This is a genomic window from Staphylococcus caprae (assembly GCF_002902725.1).
Lineage (GTDB): Bacteria > Bacillota > Bacilli > Staphylococcales > Staphylococcaceae > Staphylococcus > Staphylococcus caprae.
In genome coordinates, this window is sequence record NZ_PPRT01000097.1 from 1 (window position 1) to 24,207 (window position 24,207).

The 24,207-nt window shown below is 35.3% G+C and carries 19 protein-coding genes, 1 tRNA gene and 1 other RNA gene; 5 read left to right on the forward strand and 16 right to left on the reverse strand.

The genetic code is table 11. The annotated features are described in order from the left end of the window. Positions 1–762 precede the first annotated feature (762 nt). From recR to gltB, 11 genes are all read right to left on the reverse strand, one after another. Positions 763–1,359, reverse strand: a complete 597-nt coding sequence (gene recR, locus CD155_RS12510) for a recombination mediator RecR (protein ID WP_070830748.1) — start codon at positions 1,357–1,359, stop codon at positions 763–765. Positions 1,360–1,365: 6 nt separating this feature from the next. Then, entirely contained in the window at positions 1,366–1,683 is a 318-nt protein-coding gene (locus CD155_RS12515) for a YbaB/EbfC family nucleoid-associated protein (RefSeq protein ID WP_002434018.1), read from the reverse strand. A gap of 87 nt (positions 1,684–1,770) precedes the next feature. Continuing rightward, on the reverse strand, positions 1,771–3,477 hold the full coding sequence (gene dnaX / locus CD155_RS12520) for a DNA polymerase III subunit gamma/tau (RefSeq protein WP_103213474.1): 1,707 nt from the start codon (positions 3,475–3,477) through the stop codon (positions 1,771–1,773). A 70-nt stretch (positions 3,478–3,547) separates the two neighbouring features. Beyond that, entirely contained in the window at positions 3,548–4,078 is a 531-nt protein-coding gene (locus tag CD155_RS12525; protein WP_037541799.1) for a GNAT family N-acetyltransferase, read from the reverse strand. A 201-nt stretch (positions 4,079–4,279) separates the two neighbouring features. Then, positions 4,280–4,549, reverse strand: an RNA gene (gene ffs, locus CD155_RS12530) — signal recognition particle sRNA large type. 121 nt (positions 4,550–4,670) lie between these two features. Then, entirely contained in the window at positions 4,671–5,390 is a 720-nt protein-coding gene (treR, locus tag CD155_RS12535) for a trehalose operon repressor (protein WP_103213475.1), read from the reverse strand. Between the two features lie 22 nt (positions 5,391–5,412). Continuing rightward, positions 5,413–7,047, reverse strand: coding sequence for an alpha,alpha-phosphotrehalase (gene treC, locus CD155_RS12540; RefSeq protein ID WP_103213476.1), 1,635 nt, complete (start codon positions 7,045–7,047; stop codon positions 5,413–5,415). A 31-nt stretch (positions 7,048–7,078) separates the two neighbouring features. Continuing rightward, on the reverse strand, positions 7,079–8,530 hold the full coding sequence (treP, locus tag CD155_RS12545; protein ID WP_103213477.1) for a PTS system trehalose-specific EIIBC component: 1,452 nt from the start codon (positions 8,528–8,530) through the stop codon (positions 7,079–7,081). A gap of 179 nt (positions 8,531–8,709) precedes the next feature. Next, positions 8,710–8,802: transfer RNA gene (locus CD155_RS12550), tRNA-Ser, on the reverse strand. Between the two features lie 61 nt (positions 8,803–8,863). Further along, entirely contained in the window at positions 8,864–10,327 is a 1,464-nt protein-coding gene (locus tag CD155_RS12555) for a glutamate synthase subunit beta (RefSeq protein ID WP_103213478.1), read from the reverse strand. Positions 10,328–10,348: 21 nt separating this feature from the next. Beyond that, the gene (gene gltB / locus CD155_RS12560; RefSeq protein ID WP_103213479.1) at positions 10,349–14,845 is read right to left on the reverse strand and encodes a glutamate synthase large subunit; all 4,497 of its coding nucleotides are present in this window, start codon (positions 14,843–14,845) and stop codon (positions 10,349–10,351) included. Positions 14,846–15,049: 204 nt separating this feature from the next. Here gltB and gltC point away from each other — a divergent pair, with 204 nt between their 5' ends. The 3 genes from gltC to CD155_RS12575 all read left to right on the forward strand — a co-directional run bounded on the left by gltC (position 15,050) and on the right by CD155_RS12575 (position 17,986). After that, positions 15,050–15,931, forward strand: a complete 882-nt coding sequence (gene gltC, locus CD155_RS12565; protein WP_103213480.1) for a glutamate biosynthesis transcriptional regulator GltC — start codon at positions 15,050–15,052, stop codon at positions 15,929–15,931. A 154-nt stretch (positions 15,932–16,085) separates the two neighbouring features. Beyond that, positions 16,086–17,198: a YibE/F family protein gene (locus tag CD155_RS12570; RefSeq protein ID WP_002445253.1), complete on the forward strand. Its 1,113-nt coding sequence runs from the start codon at positions 16,086–16,088 to the stop codon at positions 17,196–17,198. Continuing rightward, positions 17,195–17,986, forward strand: coding sequence for a YibE/F family protein (locus CD155_RS12575; RefSeq protein WP_002445251.1), 792 nt, complete (start codon positions 17,195–17,197; stop codon positions 17,984–17,986). The genes CD155_RS12570 and CD155_RS12575 overlap by 4 nt, the downstream gene beginning before the upstream one ends. A 111-nt stretch (positions 17,987–18,097) precedes the next feature. Here CD155_RS12575 and CD155_RS12580 read toward each other — a convergent pair whose 3' ends face one another. Both CD155_RS12580 and CD155_RS12585 read right to left on the reverse strand, forming a co-directional pair. Then, positions 18,098–18,565 carry a GNAT family N-acetyltransferase gene (locus CD155_RS12580; protein WP_002445250.1) on the reverse strand — a complete coding sequence of 156 codons (468 nt, stop codon included), beginning with the start codon at positions 18,563–18,565 and terminating at the stop codon, positions 18,098–18,100. 15 nt (positions 18,566–18,580) lie between these two features. Further along, positions 18,581–18,970, reverse strand: coding sequence for an NUDIX hydrolase (locus CD155_RS12585; protein WP_002445248.1), 390 nt, complete (start codon positions 18,968–18,970; stop codon positions 18,581–18,583). A 179-nt stretch (positions 18,971–19,149) separates the two neighbouring features. On the opposite strand from CD155_RS12585, the gene CD155_RS12590 reads away from it, so the two are divergent. Together CD155_RS12590 and CD155_RS12595 are read left to right on the forward strand one after the other, a co-directional pair. Next, on the forward strand, positions 19,150–19,422 hold the full coding sequence (locus tag CD155_RS12590) for a hypothetical protein (RefSeq protein WP_070871591.1): 273 nt from the start codon (positions 19,150–19,152) through the stop codon (positions 19,420–19,422). Positions 19,423–19,638: 216 nt separating this feature from the next. Continuing rightward, positions 19,639–21,141, forward strand: a complete 1,503-nt coding sequence (locus CD155_RS12595) for a glycosyltransferase (RefSeq protein WP_103213481.1) — start codon at positions 19,639–19,641, stop codon at positions 21,139–21,141. A gap of 71 nt (positions 21,142–21,212) precedes the next feature. Here CD155_RS12595 and CD155_RS12600 read toward each other — a convergent pair whose 3' ends face one another. The 3 genes from CD155_RS12600 to CD155_RS12610 form a co-directional block, all read right to left on the reverse strand. Continuing rightward, complete coding sequence (locus tag CD155_RS12600) at positions 21,213–22,217, reverse strand: LysM peptidoglycan-binding domain-containing protein (RefSeq protein WP_103213482.1); 1,005 nt, start codon at positions 22,215–22,217, stop codon at positions 21,213–21,215. Positions 22,218–22,652: 435 nt separating this feature from the next. Beyond that, positions 22,653–23,498 (reverse strand): dipeptide ABC transporter glycylmethionine-binding lipoprotein, encoded by an 846-nt coding sequence (gene gmpC, locus CD155_RS12605; RefSeq protein ID WP_103213483.1) that lies wholly within the window; start codon positions 23,496–23,498, stop codon positions 22,653–22,655. A gap of 49 nt (positions 23,499–23,547) precedes the next feature. Then, a complete protein-coding gene (locus CD155_RS12610) occupies positions 23,548–24,207 on the reverse strand; it encodes a methionine ABC transporter permease (RefSeq protein ID WP_103213484.1) in 660 nt (219 codons plus the stop codon).

Consider the following 24,207-nt stretch of genomic DNA (forward strand, 5'->3'; position numbering starts at 1 on the left):
GTAACTTTCGTTACTGTTTGTTTGGAATTAACGTTGACATATTGTCATTCAGTTTTCAATGTTCATTTTTATTACCGACAAGAATTAATTATACTCTTTTGCAAAGTTGAAGTCAACAACTTTTTATAATTAATTTTAATGTCTGTTTAAGATTTCAGTTGATTTGTTTCGCTCAACAAATAAATACTATACAGGCTTTAGAGCTTTTTAACAACGGTAAAATTTACACTAGCTTAACAATTCTAAAACATCCAAACTCCAATATCCGAACTTAAAATACAAAATAAAGATTTAATAATCGCCTTTCCCCTTTAAAATTTGCTTTGCCACAATTTATAGATGCACTAGCCCCTTCATTTCACAAACTTTAACTTTTTTTAAAAGTTTTTCAATTTATTTAGAATCTACCCTCAATACCAAACTTTTTGTACTCTGCAACAGCGTTCGATGACTTTCCATACTTACATCCTCACACTTTTTCTATCAAATATCCTATTCCCTACTCAAATTCCTTTCCTCAAATAAAAAAGAAGCTGGGACATAATTAATCGTCTCAGCTTTCTTTAACATATTGGCAGTAGATGTCTGAATTAAAAGTGCGCTTATATCAAGCTTCTTTTAATCCTAGCCATCCTTGCCGGCGGGGCCCCAACATAGAGAATTTCTTAAAAAGAAATTCTACAAACAATGCAAGTTGGGAGAGGGACAACGAAAATAATTTTGCTAAATTATATTTCTGTCCCACTCCCTTTCAAATTCAATCTACATTTCAGTTCTTCCAGCAATGGCTTTAGATAATGTCACTTCATCTGCATACTCTAAATCTCCACCTACGGATAAACCTTGTGCTAAGCGTGTAACTTTAATTCCAATTGGTTTCACTAACCTTGAAATATACATAGCAGTTGACTCGCCTTCTAAATTCGGATTCATTGCTAAGATCAATTCTTTAACTTCATCACTTTTCAGGCGCTCAACTAACGCTGGAATATTAATATCTTCAGGTCCAATGCCATCCATTGGCGATATCGAACCATGTAACACATGATATAGACCTTTGTACTCGCGCATTTTTTCCATTGCAATAACGTCTTTATCATCTTCAACTACACAAATCACTGATCGATCGCGTTGTTTATCTTCACAAATGTAGCAAGGGTCATTTTCAGTGATATGACCACAAACGCTACAATACGTAAGTTCTCGCTTAACGTCTACTAACGATTTAGCAAACTGAACAACATCGTCTTCTTTCATATCTAAAGTATGAAAAGCCAGACGTTGAGCCGTCTTAGGACCAATGCCTGGCAGTTTCATAAAACTGTCTATAAGTTTAGAAATAGGTTCTGGATAATGCATTATTTATCACATTCCAGGGATGTTTAAGCCTTGAGTATGTTTACCTAAACGTTCTTGAGTTAACTCATCAGCTTTGTTCATCGCTTCGTTTGTAGCAGCTAATACTAAATCTTGAAGCATTTCTACGTCATCTGGATCTACTGCTTCTTCTTTAATTTCTACATCTACCACTTCTTTATGACCAGTCACTGTTACAGTAACCATGCCACCGCCTGCTGTTCCGGCAACACGTTCTTCTTTTAATTTTTCTTGTTCCTGAGCCATTTTCTTTTGCATTTTTTGCATTTGTTTCATCATTTGTTGCATATTTCCGCCACCGCGCATAATATCATTTCCTCCTTGAAATTAAACAGTCTCATTAATAAATCGCTTTTATTACATTATACATACGAATATATTGCTTGTCATGTATCAGTCTTCGTCTATCATATGTACTGTTTCCTCACCAAATAAATCTTTAGCTTTTTGTGCTACATCAACTTGTTTTGGTTGGTGTTCTTCTCCAGATTCACTACTATTATCACCGTTTGAATTACGATTTTGTAAATATTCTGCTCTTACTCTGAGCCATTGATCTGAGGGAACACCTACGACTTTAACAGATTTATCTACTATATTACATACAACACTCTCTATATTATTACGTTTTTCATCATCTTTATTAACGATTTCACAATGAATTTCTTCTTCAAATTTAACTAACACGTGGTCTTCGCTAGCTGCGACAGGTTCTGAGTTTTGCAACAGACTCACTAATGATTTTTTATCATTGCTTTTCGCATGGTCAATCACTTCTTGCCAGTGATCTTTCAACAATTTGATATCTTCTTTATTCGCTTTGTCTAGTACTTTTGCTATTTGTTGCATTGAAAATGCATTTTTAGAGCGTTGAACAGTACGCGTAGGTTTCTTAGGTTGTTGTGTTTGACCTCCGTTTGGAACGCCTTGTGCTTTCAGTGTTTTTAATTCATTTTCAAGCTGTTCCATACGCTGAAGCAATACATCATTATCAGGTTCTGTCGCTACAGTCGTCGTTGCTACATTCTGAACAGTTTGTGGTTGTGCTTTAATCATTTCAGCAAGTTTGACTAATAATACCTCAAAGTGAACATTCTGATTCACACTAAATCTTATAGAAACTAAGGTGTCATTAATAATATCAATCATGCGATAAAGCATATCCAGTTCGAAATCGATGAGGGCATCAAATTCAATCGTTTCATTCGATGTTTTATTCATAATCGTATCTCTAACAAAATAAATCATGTCGTTGATGAGACGATTCACTTCTTTACCTTCAGATATAAAGTGATGATATCTACCGAAAGCTGCTTTTACATCTCCATTGACCACATCTTTAAATAGTTCATTTAACGCCGCTTCATCAACACTGCCTGTCACATTTAATGCATCTTGCAATGTTAACTTTTCCTCTCCAAAGGCAATCGCTTGGTCCATGATACTCAGTGCATCACGCATGCCACCTTCTGAAGCCTTTGCAATAAATTCTAACGCTGCCTCATCATAGTTCAACGATTGAGAGTCTGCTACGAATTTCAAACGGTCTACAATTTGATCCATGCTAATTGCTTTAAAATCAAAACGTTGTGCTCTTGAAATAATCGTAGGAGGAATTTTATGTGGTTCAGTCGTTGCAAGAATAAAAATTGCATGTGCCGGAGGTTCTTCAAGCGTTTTAAGCAACGCATTAAACGCCCCAGTCGTTAACATGTGAACCTCATCAATAATATATACTTTATATTTAGACTCACTTGGTGCATATTTGACTTTATCTCTAATATTTCTAATCTCATCTACACCATTATTACTCGCAGCATCTATTTCAATGACGTCAGAATTGGTACCTTGAGTAATTCCTCTACAAATTTCACATTCATTACAAGGTTCTCCATCATCACTGTTAAGACAATTAATTGCCTTTGCAAACACCTTTGCGATACTCGTTTTCCCAGTTCCTCTGGGTCCACTGAAAATGTACGCATGGGATTGTTTCCCTTTGGATATCGCATTACGTAACGTTTTAGTGACATGTGTTTGTCCAACGACATCATCAAAACTTTGCGGTCTATACATTCGATACAAAGCTTGGTAATCCACTGTAGCACCTCCATTAACAATTACTCACCATTATATCATGCTCGTCACTTTTCTTTTCAATGAAAATAAATTATTTCAACACTTCAGGAAGTTCTACTGTCATACCAGAAAAACGTTCTCCATTTGAATTTAGGAATTTAACATACAAATCGTGTTCTTTCTGTTCTTCATCTATGCCAATATCGAATTGTTGAGCATCTTTATAATCTAGATTTTCAAAATAATCCGTATCACATAAAACAAAAATCGCCTCATAGCCTTGCGCTTTAGCGCGTTCCTCTACCGCTTGAATCAGCGCTTTACCTAAACCTTGTTTACGTACCTCTGAATTGACCGATAATGCACCTATTGCAAGAGCGGTTTGTTTGTCATTTTGTGAGGTCAGCGTGATTTCTGCTAATAATACATGTCCTACGACTTCATTTGATTCATTTTTAGCAATGACTTCCAACTCATAATTGTAATTCTCAGACTTTCGAAGATTCTTAACACGTGCGCGCTCTTTCCAACTTGTTTCAGGATCTTGATCATAATTTCTTTCAATACTATCAAGGGATTTATCATAGTCAACTTCTGTTAACGTACTTAAAAAAATTTGCATGTCTCCTCCAAGATTCATATGAATTCATCAATTTATTTTTATCGTTTATCACTCAATATTTTTCATCGTCATTTAGTTTATTTCGGTATAACCTTAACAAATTATGTGAAATTAATCCATTTAATAAAAAAAGAGCGACTTCATCATATGATAAGCCACTCTTTCATCTATATCTTATTTGCTTTAATCTCAAAATAAAAACCATGCACCTTTGTATCGAACGCATATCATAAACGTAACCGAAGTCGACAGCTAAATCTCGGCTACCCTACGGCACATATGAGGATCCACTTAATGCTGCTTCCGTCAGGACCTGACATGATTCATGGGTTCATATTGCATAGGACCGAAATCTTCAAACACTACGTGCTTCGGGCAGACTTCACAAAAATGCGCCCTCAACAAAGGAATTAAGTCTCGCATAAAGCGGATTTCGAGTACAGGGAACCGCTACCTCCCCACCTAGCACGGTAAGATTTATAATACTATAATTTCGCATCGATTTGCAAGCGTAAAAATTTCATCTTCATCTCACAATACGCTTTTACATACATTTAAAATTGCATTAATAATCCAGTCATCACGTCACTTTTTATCGTCTTCTAGAAAACTCTTTAAACTTAAAATCATTCGCAATATGCTTCGAAATATTGTACTGGAAACATGTCGTGTCTTTAAGATAAACATGACTTCTAACAGTAGCTGTATACGGCGTAAGTTGGTTTCCAAATATTTTATATTCTATAGAAGAAAAAGGTTCAAATGTAATCGATTTACTTGAATAACTAATATTCAAATTTAAATCCTTTTCTAAGTATGCATATATTGAATCTTTGGCTATATCATCGGAAATATCATCAACTACAGTTTTTAAGAAAAAGTCTTCGTCAAAAATCTTCACTTGATTATTAATGCGACGTGTTCTTTGAATATGAATCAATTCTTCTCTTTCAGCAACCTTCAATTCTCTTTGAACATTAGGGTATTCACGTGCTTCTACCACTTCATTCACGATGACTTCTGTCTGATAATTAAGGCCTAATCGCTCTTTTATTTCTTTAAAACTGATCAAGTCAGTAAATGGAAATTCGGTGATTTCTTGAAAAATAACGATCGAACCTTTACCACGCAATTTTTGGATCATTCCATCTCGTTCAAGCAAATTTAATGCTTTTCTGACGGTCTCACGAGAAGCATTATAAGTGGCAACTAAATCATGTTCGGAAGGTAATTGATCACCATAATTTAAATCTTGCGATAAAATATTATTTTTTAAATCTTCATAAATCATTAGGAACTTATTTCGCTTCATGAACATGCCTCATTCACTATCATTAATGTGTTTCGATGACAATCGCCCCGAAACCTGATATTTCGTCATTCGTTATTGTACCATTTTGAATAATGATATCTCCTTCAGTATCTAAATCTCTTGGAATCATCACCGCTTCTTTTGAAAAGTTTGCAATCACAAGCCACGATTTAGATTGATAATTACGACGGTAAATAAAAAGTTGATCATGTGTCATATATAAAGGCGTAATATCTCCATAAGTGAGAATGTCGTGGTTATGACGCAAATCAATCAAGCGACGATACATGTGAAATACTGAATGATCATCTTCAATTGCTTGTTCAACATTCACCTCTTTATAATTCGGAGCAATATCAATCCATGGTTGCCCACTTGTAAAACCGGAAGCCTCTCCATTCGTCCATTGCATAGGTGTGCGTGAATTATCTCTCGATTTTTGATCAAGAATTTTCAAAATATAATCTTCCGAATAGCCCTTGCGCTTCAACTCTTGAAAGGCATTTAAAGACTCAACATCTCGATATTGATTTATCATTGAAAAATGAGGGTTCGTCATTCCTATCTCTTCACCTTGATAAATGTAAGGTGTCCCTTGAAGCATATGCAATGCGATTGCCAAAGTTTTCGCACTAGCTTGACGTAATTCCTCATTAGAATCATCACCAAATCTGGATACTACTCTAGGTTGATCATGGTTACACCAAAATATTGCATTCCAACCTCCACCTTGATGAATACCTAATTGCCATTCCATCAAAATATTTTTTAACTGGTGAAAATCGTAGTCAGCATAAGTCCATTTGTCTCCATTTTCATAGTCCACCTTTAAATGATGAAAATTAAAAACGCTGCTTAATTCTTGTCTTTCAGGTTTAGTATACTTAATGCAATGATCGATTGTCGTAGAAGACATCTCTCCTACAGTCATCAAATCTTTACCTCCAAATGTATGACGGTTTAACTCATTTAAATAGTCATGAACATGTGGACCATCTGTATAAAATTCTTTTCCGATTTTAGGTGAATCTTTAAATGCACCTTTCGATATAAGATTAATAACGTCAAATCTAAAACCATCTACACCGAAATCAATCCAGTAATTAACAATTTTATATAATTCTCGTCTTACTTCAGGGTTGTCCCAATTTAAATCAGCTTGAGAAACATCAAATAAATGCAGGTAATATTCATCCGTTTTATCATCATATTGCCATGCATTTCCACCAAATTTAGACTCCCAATTCGTCGGTGGGCCATCGTTTGATTCTCTAAAGAAATAATAATCTCTATACGGACTATCTTTTGAACGTATAGCTTCCTTAAACCATTCATGATGTGTTGATGTATGATTAATTACAATGTCTAACATAATTTTTAAATCTCGTTGGTGCGCTTCAGCAACTAATCGCTTAAAGTCTTCAATTGTTCCAAACTGTTCATTAATTTTAAAATAATTACTAATATCATATCCGTTGTCGTTCATCGGAGATTCATAGATTGGTGTAAGCCATAAATAATCCACACCCAAATATTTTAAATAGTCTAGCTTCTCAATGATGCCATTTAAATCTCCTTCACCATTACCAGTCGTATCATTGAATGATTTAGGATAAATTTGATAGACAACTGATTTTCTCCAATCATTTTGCGCCATACTTTCCCACCTCATATCTATTTTTTAAAGCTTACTCACTTTCTTTTTCTGCTTCTGGTTCATCTACTATTTCTTTAGCTTCTTGTTTACTCCATTTTGATAGGAAAATGGTCACAAAAAATGGAATAATGACCGCTGCAAGTGTGACAATGCCATAGACTAGCCAATATTCTTTTTGTATTGAAATGATAGCTGGTACACCACCGACGCCTACTTTTCCTAGAACCTGATTCGCACCAATCACGGCACCTAACACGCATGAAGTTGAAATCGCTGCGATAAATGGATATTTCAATGGTAAATTGACTCCAAACATAGCTGGTTCAGTCACACCTAGCATACCCGAAACACCTGACGTTAAAGCTAAACCTTGTTCTTTAGCCATCTTACGGCGTTTATAGACATACCATGCCCCAAACGCTGCAGAACCTTGACAAATATTAGAAATCGCTACGATTGGCCATAAATAAGTACCACCTAGTTTACTGCCCATCAATTGAAAATCCACAGCTAAGAACATATGGTGTAATCCTGTAATGACAAGAGGCGCATAAACTAAGCCATAAATTGCTCCTCCAAGCCAACCAGCATGCTCAAACACAAATGTAACTGTATTCGTAATTCCAGTACCAATGATTAATGCGACGGGGCCAATAACGATAAACGCTAAGAATCCAGTAACAAGTAAGGCAACTGGCCCAACAACTAGCATTTTAATCGAATCATGTACGACTTTGTTTAAAGCCTTTTCAATCTTAGCTAAAACATATGTCGCGATAAGTACAGGCAACACTTGACCTTGATAATTAAGCTGTTTGATATGCAATCCGAAAATATCCCAGGTCGGTATTTTAGTTTTCCCAATATCATACTGAGACACAAGTTGCGGATTCATTAAGATTAAACCAAGCACTAATCCTAGAATCGGACTACCGCCAAATACTCTCATACTACTCCAACCAATTAATGCCGGTAGGAAAATAAAGGCCGTATTAGCGATTACATTAATGATATTCGAAATATCAGCGATTTGAGGATAGATTTCAATTAATGGTTTAGCACCAAATAGCCCCTTCATGGTGAGAATATTATTAATCCCCATAAGCAAACCAGCTGTAACAATAGCCGGTAGTATTGGAATAAAAATGTCTCCCAACAATTTAATTAAACGTTGCAGCGGATTACCTTTTTGTGCTGCCGCATTTTTAGCGTCATCTTTAGAAGATGCTTCTACACCTGTTTCTTCAACAAATTGTTTGTATACTTCATCTACTGTACCAGGACCAATGACAATTTGATATTGATGGTCTGCTTTGAATTGTCCCTTAACTAAAGGATTATCACTTAATGCATCTTTATCTACTTTACTGTCATCATTCAGTACGAGTCGTAAACGTGTCACACAATGCGTTGCTTTGTCTATATTGTGCTTTCCTCCAATTGCTTCAACGATGGCTTTTACATCGTTTCTTTTTACAGCCATGGGCTTCACTCCCTTAATTTCTTATAGAGAGTATAACTTGTCTATACAAGTTATGTAAAGGCTTACATAATATTTTCAAAATATCGTCGATAGTATATTTGACAAAAATAAAAAAGGCAAATACTCATTAAGATAAGTACTTGCCTTTTGTATCTATTAGTCTTGGATTTTAATTCTAATGGCGGAGGAAGAGGGATTCGAACCCCCGCGGCCCGTTAAGGCCCTGTCGGTTTTCAAGACCGATCCCTTCAGCCGGACTTGGGTATTCCTCCAATGAACACAATAACAATCATATAATAGCGCTTATTAAAAGTCAATAAAATTATTTTGTGTCTACACTAGAACCTTTTTACTTAAATATTGGTCGACAGATTGAGCAACAGCACGTCCTTCTTTGATTGCCCATACTACTAAACTTTGACCACGACGTGCATCTCCAGCCGCAAAAAATTTAGGGTGATTCGTTTGGAAATCTGTATCGTTTGCGACAATCTTATTACGTTCAGTTTTAATTCCAAACGCATGAGGTATAGTTGTTTCAGTCCCTACAAACCCAATGGATAAGAGGACCAAATCAGCTGGCCAAAATCTCTCAGGGCCATCAGCCATTACCATGCCTTCTGGTGTTTCTTGTAATATTTGAGTATATAATCCTCGAACATTTCCAATGTTATCTACATCGTAACGCATCGTTTGCACACCATATGCTCTAGGCTCTTGACCAAATTTCGCTTCACATTCTTTATGCGCATAGTCCATTTTAAAAACTGGCATTGCTAAAGGCCATGACGTATTACTTTCAAACGTAATTTCTTCGGGTTGTTTAGTATACTTATTAAATTGAACAATTGATTTACAATTTTCACGTAAAGCTGTAGCAACACAGTCTGCACCAGTATCACCAGCACCTATAATAATCACGTTCTTATCTTTAGCAGTGATAGTGACTTCATCAATTTCACCATTTAGATACTGAGTTTGTTCAGTAAGGTAATCCATTGCAAAATGAATGCCAAAGCCCATACGTCCTTCTAAAGGTAAGTCTCTCGCATTTTGAGAACCTGTGCACAGAATAATAGCATCGAACATTTCTTCAAGTGTTTCTCTATCCATATCCACACCAATTTCAACGCCTGTTTTAAAAACAATGCCCGCTTCTTCCATCAATGCTATACGACGGCGTACAACATCCTTATCTAATTTCATATTAGGAATACCATACATAAGTAGTCCACCTGGCTCATTCGCCTTTTCGAAGACGGTGACTTGATAACCTTTAATATTAAGCTCTTCAGCGACTGTTAAACCAGCTGGCCCACTTCCAACAATCGCAACTTTTTGATCTTTTCTATCTTCGGGATACTTCGGTTGAACCCAACCATTGTCATACGCTTCATCTATAATCGTTCGCTCAATACCTTTAATCGCAACAGATTCTCTATTAATTTTCATTACACATGAATTTTCACAAGGTGCAGGACACACACGTCCAGTAAACTCAGGGAAATTATTTGTCTCACTTAACCTTTCGTAAGCCGACTTAAAATCTTGATGGTATACTAAATCATTCCATTCCGGGATATAGTTACCAATAGGACAACCGATTGTTTCTCTTCCATAAGATAGACCGGTTTGACAAAATGGTGTACCACAATCCATGCAACGTGCACCTTGAATGGAGGCCTCATCCTTAGAAAAACGCTGTTGAAACGCATCATGGTTAGAAAGACGGTCTACTAAAGACAATTCTGACAAAGACAGTTTGTTATATTTCATAAATCCTTTAAATTCGCCCATGATTTATCTTCCTCCACTTCTCTAATAAACTACTGCTGGGTGCAATGTTTCTTCAATACTTTCTCTATCATCGTAAAATGCTGCGAGCATCGCTTCATCTACACGTTCAAATTGTCGTTTTTGTAAATCAATTTTTTGCATCATCAATTGATAATCCTTTGGAATGACTTTAACTACGTATTGGCTCACATTTTCAAATTGATCTAAAATATCTCGTGCCTTTAGACTGCGCGTATGCTTATAATGTGCTTCAAGCATCTCTTTAATTAATGCTTTCTCCTCATCATAATCTACACTGCTAAATGCTAGCGTTTCGAGCGCGTTATCCTTTTTAAATTGTTCAATATCTGAAGGGAAGATATAACTCACACCACCACTCATACCTTGGCCAAAGTTCTTACCCACATCACCTAAAATAATGACATGTCCGCCAGTCATATACTCAAGACCATGATCTCCAATACCTTCAACAACAACATCAGCACCACTATTTCTAATACAGAAACGTTCTCCTGCTTTACCATTGATAAAGGCCTTACCTCTTGAAGCACCGTAAAAGCTCACATTACCAGCGATAATTTCATTTTCACGTGCTTCATTTGGAGCATTGACTATCACAGTTCCACCTGATAACCCTTTACCTACATAGTCGTTTGCATCACCAGTATGGTGAATAGTTAATCCACGTGGCGCATAAGCAGCGAGACTTTGACCAGCATGACCTTCAGTATAAGCAAATATTGTATCCTCTGGTAAGCCTTCTTCACCATATTGTTTCGCGATGGCACTACCTGTAATCACTCCTACATCACGTTGTTCATTATTTACAACATAACTTCCTGTGAACGAATGACCATTCTCAATACTATGTTTAGCATCTGGATATAAATAATTTAAATCAAAACCAATATCTAAATGATGATCTTGTAATATTTGTTTTGTGTTAGGTCCTTCAGACTGCTCGATAAGGTTTTCAATTTGAATTGCAGCGGCTTTACTACCAGGTCTTAGTTGTGATGAACGTTGTAATAAGTCTGTTCTTCCTACCAAATCTTCAACAGTTTCTAATCCCAATGAAGCTAAAATTTCACGCAATTCTTCTGCAATAAAATACATAAAATTAACAACGTGTTGTGCTTTACCATTAAATAACGCACGTAAATCTTTGTTTTGCGTAGCAACTCCGACTGGACATGTATCGTTATGACACACGCGCATCATAATACATCCCAACACTACAAGTGGCGCAGTTGCAAATCCAAACTCTTCCGCTCCAAGCGCACACGCATACGCTACATCTTTACCAGTCAGCAACTTACCATCTGTTTCTAATTTCACACGACTACGTAAATCATTTAACTTCAACGTTTGATGTGTTTCAGCTAAACCAATTTCCCATGGTACACCTGCATGTTGAATGCTTGTCTTAGGCGAAGCCCCAGTTCCTCCGTCATAACCGCTAATGACGATTTTATCAGCGAATGCTTTCGCAACTCCCAAAGCAATCGTTCCTACACCCGTTTTCGATACAAGTTTAACTGCGATATCCGCTTCTTTATTTGCGTTCTTCAAATCATGTATCAATTGAGCTAAATCTTCAATTGAATAAATATCGTGATGTGGTGGCGGAGAAATCAATCCAATACCTGGTGTCGATCCTCTTGTTTCTGCTATCCATGGATACACTTTAGATCCTGGTAGTTGTCCACCTTCCCCTGGTTTAGCGCCTTGCGCAACTTTAATCTGAATCTCTCTAGCATGTTGAAGATAATCACTTGTTACACCAAATCGTCCAGACGCAACTTGTTTAATCGCACTCGTCTTATTACTTCCATCCTTTTGAATTCCATATCTTGACGGGTCTTCTCCGCCTTCTCCACTATTACTTTTACCACCAATCTGATTCATAGCCTGCGCTAGAGTTTCATGTGCTTCAGCTGAAATTGAACCATAACTCATCGCTCCAGTGTTGAACCGTTTAACAATTTCACTCGCTGGCTCAACGCGACTAATATCAATCGGACGTTGCGTTTTAAACTCTAATAAATGTCGTATATGATCCGTACGTTGATGATTGACTGTCTCGGAAAATTCCTTAAACAACTCATAATCATTATCTCGACAAGCATGTTGTAGTAAGAAAATAGTACGAGGATTAAACGCATGATGTTGACCTTGTTGTCTCCATTGGAATGTACTTCCTGATTCAAGGTAGTCTGATGTATCACTCTGTCTTGCTTTATTTTCTTTATCAATTTGTTCAATACTAATACCTGATAATTTAGATTGCGTACCAGTAAAGTATTGATCGATGACCTTTTGAGATAAACCAACTGCTTCAAAAATTTGTGCCCCTTGATAACTTTGTACAGTGGAAATCCCCATTTTAGCCATCACTTTAATCACACCTTCAGATAGCACTTGCGTATAAGTTTCAACATTGTCGGTAACTGAACCTGCTAACTGACCTTTAAGTGTTAACTGTTCTACCGTACGCTGTGCTAAATAAGGCACTACTGCATTAGCTCCATAACCAAGTAAACATGCTACATGATGTACTTCTCTTGTTTCACCTGATTGCGCAACTAGGCTGGTTTCCATTCTTAACCCTTCACGGATTAATAATTGGTGGATATGACTTAATGCCAACAACATCGGCATCGCGAATCCTTCTTCAGATACAAGTGACTGGTCATCTAGTACTAAGATTTTCGCACCAGACTTCACAGCTTCTATAGCTCTTTCACCAAGATCCTCTAATGCTGCCTCAAGACTTTCTGTATAAACTGTCGATAAATGAGTCACATTAAAACGTGATTGATCTATGGCTGCTAGTTGTGCTTCCGTAAGGACTGGTTTCTTCAATTGAATACGCTGTAAAGCCGTTTCATCAGGGTGAAGTAAATTCCCTTCAGCGCCTAAGTATGATAATTCACTTGTTACGATCTTTTCTCGATAGGCATCAATAGGCGGATTTGTTACTTGTGCAAATAATTGCTTGAAATAATTAAATAGTGATTCTGGTTTGTCATTGAGCACTGCTATCGGCGCATCGTACCCCATTGCACCAATCGGATCTTTCTTGCTTGTTACTAAATCTGCCATATACTTGTTTATATCTTCTTTTGTGTAAGCAAACTGCTTTTGCAGACGGAATAATGTAGACTCATCCCAATCAGAAGGCTCATATTTAACCTCTTCAAAGTGATTATCGATCTTACACTCCTCTAACCACTGTAAATAAGGTAATTCACTAGCAATATCAGCTTTCAAATAATTATTTTCTACAACTTTATTCTGTAAAAAGTCGACAAGAAGCAACTTTCCTGGGTTAAGTTGACCTTTGAAAGCAACGTTCTCCTCAGGTACATCAACAACACCCACTTCAGAAGAGAAAACGATAAAATTATCTTTAGTTATAGTGTAACGACCTGGTCGTAAACCGTTTCGGTCAGTAAGAGCACCAATTTTATCGCCATTACAAAATGAAATCATTGTAGGACCGTCCCATGGTTCCATCAAATAGCTATAATATTCATAGAAAGCACGGACATTCTTATCATTAGACTTGTTGTATAACCACGGCTCTGGAATTAACAACATAGCAGCTTTTTCAGGTTCCATTGCTAGAGAAAGAAACTCGAGCGCATTATCCACAATTGCTGAGTCACTTCCATCCTCATCAACAATAAAGTGGACCTTATCCTTCTCATCGCCAAATAAAGTCTCAACTAACTTATTTTGACGTGCTCTCATCCAGTTTACATTACCTTTAATTGTATTAATTTCACCGTTGTGCATGAGCATACGGTTGGGATGCGCACGTTTCCAACTTGGAAATGTATTTGTACTAAATCTAGAGTGCACAAGCCCTAACTTCGACTGGAAATCGTCATTCTGTAGGTCTAAGTACAATCCTTTAATTTGATCCGAACGTAACCAACCTTTATATACAATTGTTCTTTTAGATAAACTTGTGAAATATAGTTCTAGAGATTGTTCTTCTCCATAACGCTCAATTTGCTTTCTAGCTAAATACAATTGTTTCTCAACGTTTTCAACACCTCTGATATCTACAAATACTTGTTGAATATATGGCATTGTGTCTGCAACATGCTTAGCAATCGCATTGGTATCTACAGGCACGTCTCGATATCCGATAACGTTAAATCCTTCACTTTCAAAATATGAATTAAACACGGCTTCATGTGCTGAATCTTTTACTTTTTCTTTAGAAAAAAATAATCCCACGGCATAATGTCCTTCACCGGGAACTTTGATGTCAGTTAATTGGTCAAAAAACTTAAATGGAATTTCAGTCATAATACCGGCACCATCGCCAGTGATTCCGTCAGCTCCTACGCCACCTCTATGATCCAATCGTCGCAACATTTCTAGAGACTTTTCTATAATATCGTGAGATCTTTTATTATCCATATTGGCATAGAATCCAATACCACACGCATCATGTTCTTCACGATAATCATACAAACCCTTTTTTAATTTCTCATTGTACATGATGCACACTCCCTTATTAGAATTTTCTGACAATTTTAGTTTGATAATAATTACTATAATGTAATATATTTATCTGTTCAATATATAAATTAGATAAGACTCATCTAAAAATTAGAACAAATTCACATCATACTGCTATAATGTATTTATATCATTTTACTTTTCAGAATTTTTCGTCATTTGTAAAACAGGGGGGTATACATCATGGAGATGAAACAACTTAAGTACTTTGTGGAAGTTGCACGACGAGAGCATATTTCTGACGCAGCACTAGAGTTAAACATTGCTCAGTCTGCCATCAGTCGTCAGATTGCACAACTTGAAAAAGAATTGAATGTGACCCTTTTCAAAAGAAGTGGCCGAAACATCATTCTTACTGCAGAAGGTAAGCAACTCTTATCGGAAGCCACTCAAATTCTGGACCAACTAGATAAAACCATTCAACTATTCAAACAACAATCCTCTACAGATCAGCGAACCATTTATATCGGATATGAGGAAAGTGATGTGTCACAAATGATGTTGCCACTCGTGCAAACATTTGAACAACAAAGCAAGAGTCTTGCTACACCACAATTGATGACTCACGAAGATATTGTAGAACAAGTGGTATCTGGGCAATTAGATATAGGATTTGTAGAGTTAACCAAAGAGGTTTCTGCGCAATCTCAACTACATACAACGTCTCTATTTGAAGAAAATTATCATATGTATGTGCCCAAGGATCATCCAATTGCAATGACTACTCAACCGCCATTAACACAATTTGAGAACAAACCATTATACTGCTTAATGCCTTTCTCAAATACTATAAAAAATAAACTAGAATATTTGATTAAATCACATGTGTATGTCGTATCCAATAAACAACTTGCGCAATATATATTACGTAAAAATAAAGGTTTCGTCGTCTGCAACCAAAACATTCACCTGCCTTCTCATCAAGATTGGACGTACATACCTCTTTCGCACACCGAATTAAAGCGAACAATGTGCGCAATTACTAAATACGATAATAAAAAAACAGATATCGACCTCATGTGGCAATTCATTCATACTATGATGAATCAGACAGCTCAATTTTAGCTAATTATAGTAACAGCGTTTATTACGCGCTTTTTTGGTAAATTGAGATAAAAATTTAAATGGTCTTATTTCACAATTTTTTGTATTCAGTTACTATTGGGCGTATAATCACTATGTCAATTTAATATACTAAATTGAGAATTGAGGTTTTAACATGCAGTTCAAGACTTTATTTAAACAACCTTTCACATGGATGATTGTCGCTTTCTGCTTTATTTTCCTTAGCTTATTTATTTTTACGTGTTTTAACGATAAATTTTACAATATGCCTATAGGAAAAATCACAAACGTCACGCCAATTCATTCAGAAAAGATAACGGATGAACAACATAATAAAGATATTAAATATAAAGAAAAACTCACCTTAAAAATTCTAAATGGTAAATTTGAAGGCCAGTCAGCAACGATTAACCATCAATATGTAAAGTCTCAAGCCGATTCGGAAGCATTTTCTAAAAATGACAAAGTATTACTACATATTTCTAAAAAAACGAACGACGCTAACATTATTGAGAAAAAAAGAGATGGCTTAGTTGTCGCAATAACAGGGCTTTTCCTTCTCATTGTATTAATTGTGGGTAAAAAGGTCGGTTTACAATCTATATTGTCACTTATTATTAATACCATTGCTGTCATCGGGGCAATATATATACATAATCAACATGGCCAAATAAGCTTATTCCTATTAATGACCTTTGCGATTATCGTCTCGACCACCTTCACATTGCTACTGGTTACCGGATGGCATATGCGAACGCTCGTGACAATCATAAGTACGCTTATCGGAACATTTCTTTGCATCGGAGTTACGGAATTGATTATTCAATTGACTGGAGGTAATGGCATTAAATACGAAACAATGACCTTCCTTACACTCCCACCTAAAGAAGTCTTTCTCGCTTCCGTCTTAATCGGGACATTAGGTGCCGTCATGGACGTCGCTATAACGATTTCTAGTGGAATGTATGAAATCCTCCAACGCACACCAGATATCACGATGGGACGTTGGGCTTTAGCAGGACGTCATATCGGTCAAGATATTATGGGAACGATGACGAATATTTTACTCTTTTCTTACCTATCTGGTAGCTTACCAATGTTCCTTATTTATTTGAAAAATGCTAACACCATTACGTATACCATTTCAATGAACTGGTCACTAGAAGTAGCTAGAGCGATGACCGGGGGTATCGGCATTGTCTTAACCATTCCTATTACGATTGCATTAATGGAAGTTTGGCTAAAAATGCGAGGTGCTAAACAATGAGCGCAATAACTATTTTAGGATTATTACTATTAGTACTAATGATTATTTTCGGAGGTAAGAAAGGACTCGTCTCATTCTTCACGTTATTTTTAAACTTCATTATACTCATTGTTAGTATCATTTTAATTATTTTTGGCGTGCCCATTTACTTAGTAACCTTTGTCTTCTGTATCGTCATTGCTGCAGTGAATCTCTTTGTGTTAAACAGCTATAATGTCAAAACTCAAGCGGCGTTTATCGGTACTATTGTCACAACTCTAATATTAATATTAGTCATTTTTCTTTCCGTAAAAATGGGACACCTTCAAGGGTTTGCAACCGAACAACAAGACGAAACATATGTATATTCCATGAATATAGGAATCGACATGGTACAATTTATGGTTTTCACAATTGTCTTAGCAGTAATTACTGCTGTCATCGACTTAGCTATTACAATTAGTTCACCTATGTATGAATTAAGTGAGACCAATCCAGAGCTGAATCAAGGACAATTATTCAAGTCGGGTATGCGTGTAGGTCGAGAAATTTTAGCAACGTCAGCTAATACCATCTACTTAGCATATTTTGGCGGACAATTAACTTTATTTTTCTGGTTTTTCAAATTACATTATTCATTTGGTCATATCATCAATTCCAAAATTTTCGCGCAAGAATTCGTCTCGATATTACTTGGAGGCATCGCAGTGGCACTCAGCATTCCTATTACGGCATGGGTTACAGCATTTATGATTAAACGTAAAAAACATCAGAACCACACTACAACACAATATTCTGAACATGATTAACATGTAAAATGCCCCACCACTCAACGATGTACCGGCCCTCAAAAGTTGGACTAAAATCTAACTTCATAGGTTACACATCATGAATGGTGGGGTTTCGTGTATTGTCATATTTTATTTCAAATCTAGTGTCATCACGTGAACGGGACGGCCAACCAACTCACTATCATGAGTATGTTGATAACCCGCTTGTTGATATAAATCAATCGCTCTTTTATTATCAGTATTTACCGCCAGCGTAATTTCATTAATATGCGGATAGCAATCTTTCACATAACTAGGTAATAATTCAATCGTCCTCTTGCCAATGCCACGACCTCTATAACGTTGATCGACACTAAACGACCTAAAGAAAATGGCTTGAGAATTATCAGTATAATCTTTAGGACCATCCCCTTCATGTAAAGTGAAAAAGGCCACACATACACCATCTTTCATAACTAAAGTAGGATGTCTATCAGCATCTTCTTGTGCTGATTTTATATTTTCAAGTGGCGTTTTAGTAAATTTCGAGTCACTCTCTAAAACTTCTAAATTTGCAACTTGATGATACAGTTCTGGCTTATACGCTTTTATGTACATGAGTCCTCCTAGTTTCTAATCCTTTTTCGAAAATTGATTAATCCAAGTGATTACCGCAGGAGCAATATATTCTGTATCTTTAATATCGAACCATTGAATGTCCGTAATTTCATTATCTGTAGTTACCTTCGACCAATCAATCGATCTCGTCGTTCTAAATCCATTCAATTCAGTACGTGTGTCAGGTTGTGGGTATGCCTCCCCTACGACAGTACCAATAAATTCCAGTTCTTCTTCAGCTAAATCTAAACATAACTCTTCTTTGAGTTCGCGTTGCAATGCTTCAACATAACTTTCACCATCGTCAATTTTACCACCCGGGAAATAATATTTTTCCCTATTTCGAACTTGAACAAGTAAGATTTTGTCATCTTTTTCTTCTACTAAACATACACATTTAATCATTTCACAAGCGACCTACCCTATTCTTTATTACTTCAAAAAGCTTAATATATTTAGTAATATGTTATCATATATTAAATCATGAAGTGATTAAGTTCAAAATTCATAATTTTAAAGGAGGTTGAGATAATCAATGATGTCTCAGCCTTTATGTATAAGATGACTATTGGAGGGGATTTTTTATGGCAAAAGAAACTCGCGCAGCGCGTTTATCTAACTTATTCAATATGGCAGGTTTTATCGTTGATGGTTACAACGGTATCCGTCATGATGCTAAAAATAAACAATTAGTATATTTATCACTAGGATTAAGTGCAATTGGTACAATTATAGACTTTTATGTATCTTTAAAATCACCATCTAAACTACGTAAATTAGGCGCACTTACTTCTTTCGCAATTAACGGTTTACGCTTATTTACAAGCTTCCGTAAAGTTAAAGATGAATATCAGTAAATTGTTGAACCGAATCGCTTAAGACTCGAATCATTTCAATTTTAGGTATCTTTTAAGGGACGAAACATTGAAATCATTTATAATAAAGTGATTTCTATTTCGTCCTTTTTTTATTCAAATCACTTGTAATTTTTATAAAAATCTTTAATATGTGAAATAATCTATCTTTGAAACATATAAAACTCTATGATGGTAACTATTAAAGGAGATATTTGCATGCTTTACACAGTAACAACAACACTCCCTATGTCCCATGGTGGGAGAACACAGTCTTTATTACGACGTATCAAACTTATTGACGAAGAATTTGGTTTACCGACTAAGATTCTCACTACAAATTATTACGGCAATTATCCAAGTGTCTATAAGCATTTTTTAAAGGAAAATAAAATCACCAAAAATATAGAGTTTGAAAATATGTATGAATGGCTTTCAAATTTCGAGTTATTTAAAGTTCCGAAAACATTAATAACTAAAAATCCGAAATACAATAAAACTAAACGTAAAATTAAAGGGCTAAAACATGAATTTGGTAAAAACCAAAGCTACGTCCATTATTATAATGACAACACGTATGTGCAATTTCGTAAATATTATGGTCAATCAGATGTATTACAATATGAAGACTTTATTTCTCCTTCAACAGGTTTAAAGTACGAACGTCATGAATATAATTTATTTGGTCAACTTCATAGAAAGATATTTTATTATAGTGATTCTTCTTTAAGACATAGCGATGAACTCATCGATTCTAAAGGTTTCATGTATTGTAAAAGATATTTTCATAATAATGAGAAAAATAAAATCAATGGGATAGAATTATACAAAGGTAAAAAAATCTATAAAACATTTAAAAATGATAAAGCCCTCGCACAGTATTATTTCGAGGCACGTTTTAAAGATAATGATATTGTATTTAATGATGCGCGATTTTTAGATGCGCCACTCATTAAACAAACGCATCAAACTAAAAACATACTTGTTTTTCATAGCTCTCATTTATCTGGCGACAAAACTAAGAAATCTTACAAATATGCTTTAGAACATAGTGCGCATATTGATAAATATATTGTGCTGACACATCAACAAATGCATGATATTCAAGAAGTTTATCCTATTGAAGATGAACGATTTGAACTAATCCCTCATTTTATAGAGTTGAATCAAAGAAATGTTGAAACGAACATGAATAAAGAAGACCGATTTATTTATATAGGAAGATTTGTAAAAGAAAAACAATTGGATCATTTAATTAAAGCATATCAAAAATTTTTAGAAAGTGGCCATCAAACAAAGCTATATTTATTTGGTAAAGACGAAGATCATCAATTAGCAATGATGAAAGACTTAATTTTAGAATACCAACTTGAAGATATGGTGAAAATTTCAAATTATACTAAAAAACCTCTTGTGGAATTTGGAAAATCAAAAGCCTCTTTATTAACAAGTAAATACGAAGGCTTTGGTTTAACGATAATGGAAAGTATTGAAGTAGGTTGTCCTGTGTTATCCTACGATGTCCGTTATGGACCTAATGAAATTATCAATCACGGAAAGAATGGTTATTTAATCGAAAAGAATAACATCGATAGTTTAGCCCAACATATGGTAGATATTATCGAAAATCCTATGCAACATGTAAAAAATCAAGATAAGTTGAAATATTCAGCAGCAGTTAAGAATTATCAACATTTACTCCAAACGTTCAATCTATTATAGAAAAAAACACTAAAAAAAGCTGGCATGGATGAAATTTCCACGTCAGCTTAATCTATGATTAACGTATTTATTCAGTGAATAAATTTATAATTTCTAACTTGATATGCTGGAATTGTTCTATATGTCATGTAACCAGGTGCTGCACTCCAGTTCATTTCTGAAACTAAAATACTACCATCGCTATTTACGCGTTCTACAAACGCAACATGTCCGTAGTAACCAGCATCAGTTTGAGCGATTGAACCTACTGTTGGATTGTAATCGATTGTATAGCCATCTGCAGCTGCTGCATTATCCCAGTTATTCGCATTCCACCAATATGTGCTAATGCCTTTCCCAATTTCTGAACGACGGTTGAATACGTGCCAAGTACATTGTCCCCAAGTGTATAGGTTTTGATGATAGAAAACAGGTGTATAGTAACCACCGCTTGAAGTTGATTTACCAGTAGATGAATTACTTGAACTTCCACTACCACCACCTGGCACTTTTAATTGTTGTCCAGGATAAATGAAGAAATTAGAAAGTCCATTTAAACTCATAATTTTTTGGTATGTAGTGCCGTATTTACTTGCAATTAATGATAATGAATCACCATATTGAACAGTATATGTTGAAGTACGACCAGTACTCTTCGGCTTACTAGCTTTAGAGCTACTTGACGAATTTGATACTGAACCAGATACTTTCAATTTTTGACCTGGTAATATTAAATAATTATTCAAACCATTTAATTGCATGATTTTTTTATAAGTTGTGCCATATTTAGCAGCAATAGATGATAATGAGTCTCCTGCTTTAACAGTATATACTGAACCACTATTAGATGTAGCTCTAGATTTTGTTGTACTAGACGATGATCCAGATACTTTCAGTACTTGATTAGGGAAAATCAAGTTTGATTTTAGGCCATTAAGTGATTTCAATTTAGCTATTGAAATTCCGTATTTGTGAGAAATTGACCATACTGATTCTCCACTTTTTACTGTATGCGTTGTCGCCGCATGCGCTTGCGTAGTTGCTAATGCACTAATTGCAGTTGTTCCGATAAGGGCAGTAATATATTTTTTTTGCACTTAAAATCCTCCTCTACTTGTCTTTTTTCTATCCCCGAATTTTATAATACACGCACATTATACTCCTAAATTATGTACACGATGTTTGCGTTTGATGACATTCTGATTACAAATATTATTACTTTTAAATAATAGGGCTCCATTAAGATGTCTTATACCTATTAAAATTAATATACATTCTCTTGAATTACAATGTCATTTGTATTACAAATTCGTAAATTATACCCTTCAATTCAGTTATGCACCCTTTCGAATATAATTTTTCTTCTATTTAAAAAGTTTTCCTAAATGCAAAATGAATTGAGTAAATAGAGCATTTTAAACAAATTTAATTTTCATTGTGTCTATATACATATCAGGGCAAACATACAAAAACTGGCAACAAAGTATAAGTCTTTGTTACCAGTTATGCATTTAAGCTAAGCGTACTCGTTATTATTTTTTAGCTAATTCATCTTCAATATCTTTAATTTCTTTTTGGGATAAATCTACTATTTTCTCACCGTCTTTAGTATCTTCTTTAAGTGCTTTTTGTGCTTCTTTTGAATGATATAAGTCAATAATTTTTTTATACGTTTTGTTATCCATATCTTTAGAATTTACAGCTACAATATTAATATACGGTTTTACAGCATCTGAACTAGCACTTTCTAAGTAAATCGGATCTTTCTTCGCATCTTTTCCAGCTTTAGTAGCAACACCATTATTGATAACTGAAATATCAACGTCCGATAATGCACGTGCAGTTTGTTGCGCATCTACCGCTTTAATTTTAAGGTCTTTCGGATTACTTTCAATATCTTTCGTAGTGCCATTTAATCCGAAATTCTTTTTAAGTTTAATTAAACCTGCTGATTCTAATAGTTTTAGTGCACGCGCTTGGTTTGAAACATCATTTGGAATTGCTACTTGTGCACCCTTTTTAATATCTTTTATATTTTTAACTTTATCAGAATAAATACCGAGGGGCGCTAAAACTGTTGTGCTTAAAGCTTGTATCTTAGCATCTTTATGCGCCTTTTTATATTGATCTAAAAATGCAAAGTGCTGGAAGGCATTCATATCAATATCTCCATCACTCAAAGCCTTATTCGGTACATTATAATCAGAGAAGTGTTTGATTTCTAAATCAATACCATCTTTTTTGGCTAATTCTTTTACTTTCTCCCAAGCTTTGGTATCATTTGAAGCCACGCCAATCGTTACTTTTTTATCATTATTCCCGCCACAAGCAGCTAAGACGATAACTGCCGCTATAATTAATCCAATTATTTTCTTCATTCGCAAAATGCCTCCTAAAAATAAGTTTTATCAATATATAATTAAGTACTTAATTTCTACGAATTAATCTCGAAATAAAGTTACCTAATGACTGAATGATTTGTACGATAATAATTAATACAACAACCGTGATGATAATAACCATCGTATCGAAACGCTGATATCCGTATACTAATGCAAGATCACCTATACCTCCGCCACCTACAGCACCAGCCATCGCTGTACTACCAATCAATCCAATCGCAGCTGTGGTTATGGCTAAAATAAGTGAACCTAATGCTTCAGGTAATAAAAAGTAGCGTATAATTTGAAATGGTGACGCACCCATCGCTTTTGCCGCTTCGATAATACCTTCATCTACTTCTAGTAGAGAGTTTTCAACCAAACGGGCTATGTAAGGTGCAACATAAACGGTTAACGGTACAATTGCTGCCGTCGTACCTATTGATGTTCCCACTAATAATTTCGTGAATGGTACAATCGCTATTAATAAAATGATAAACGGGATAGAGCGCAATATATTAATGATAGGATTTAAAATTTGATGCAAAACGATATTGGGCCATATTCCATTTTTCCGTGTAACCACTAACAAGATGCCTAGTGGTATACCAATGAGCGCACCAATGATAAGCGCCACCGTAACCATGTATAACGTTTCATATAAAGCTTGAAATAATTGTGATGCGTCTAAACTTGAACCAAACAT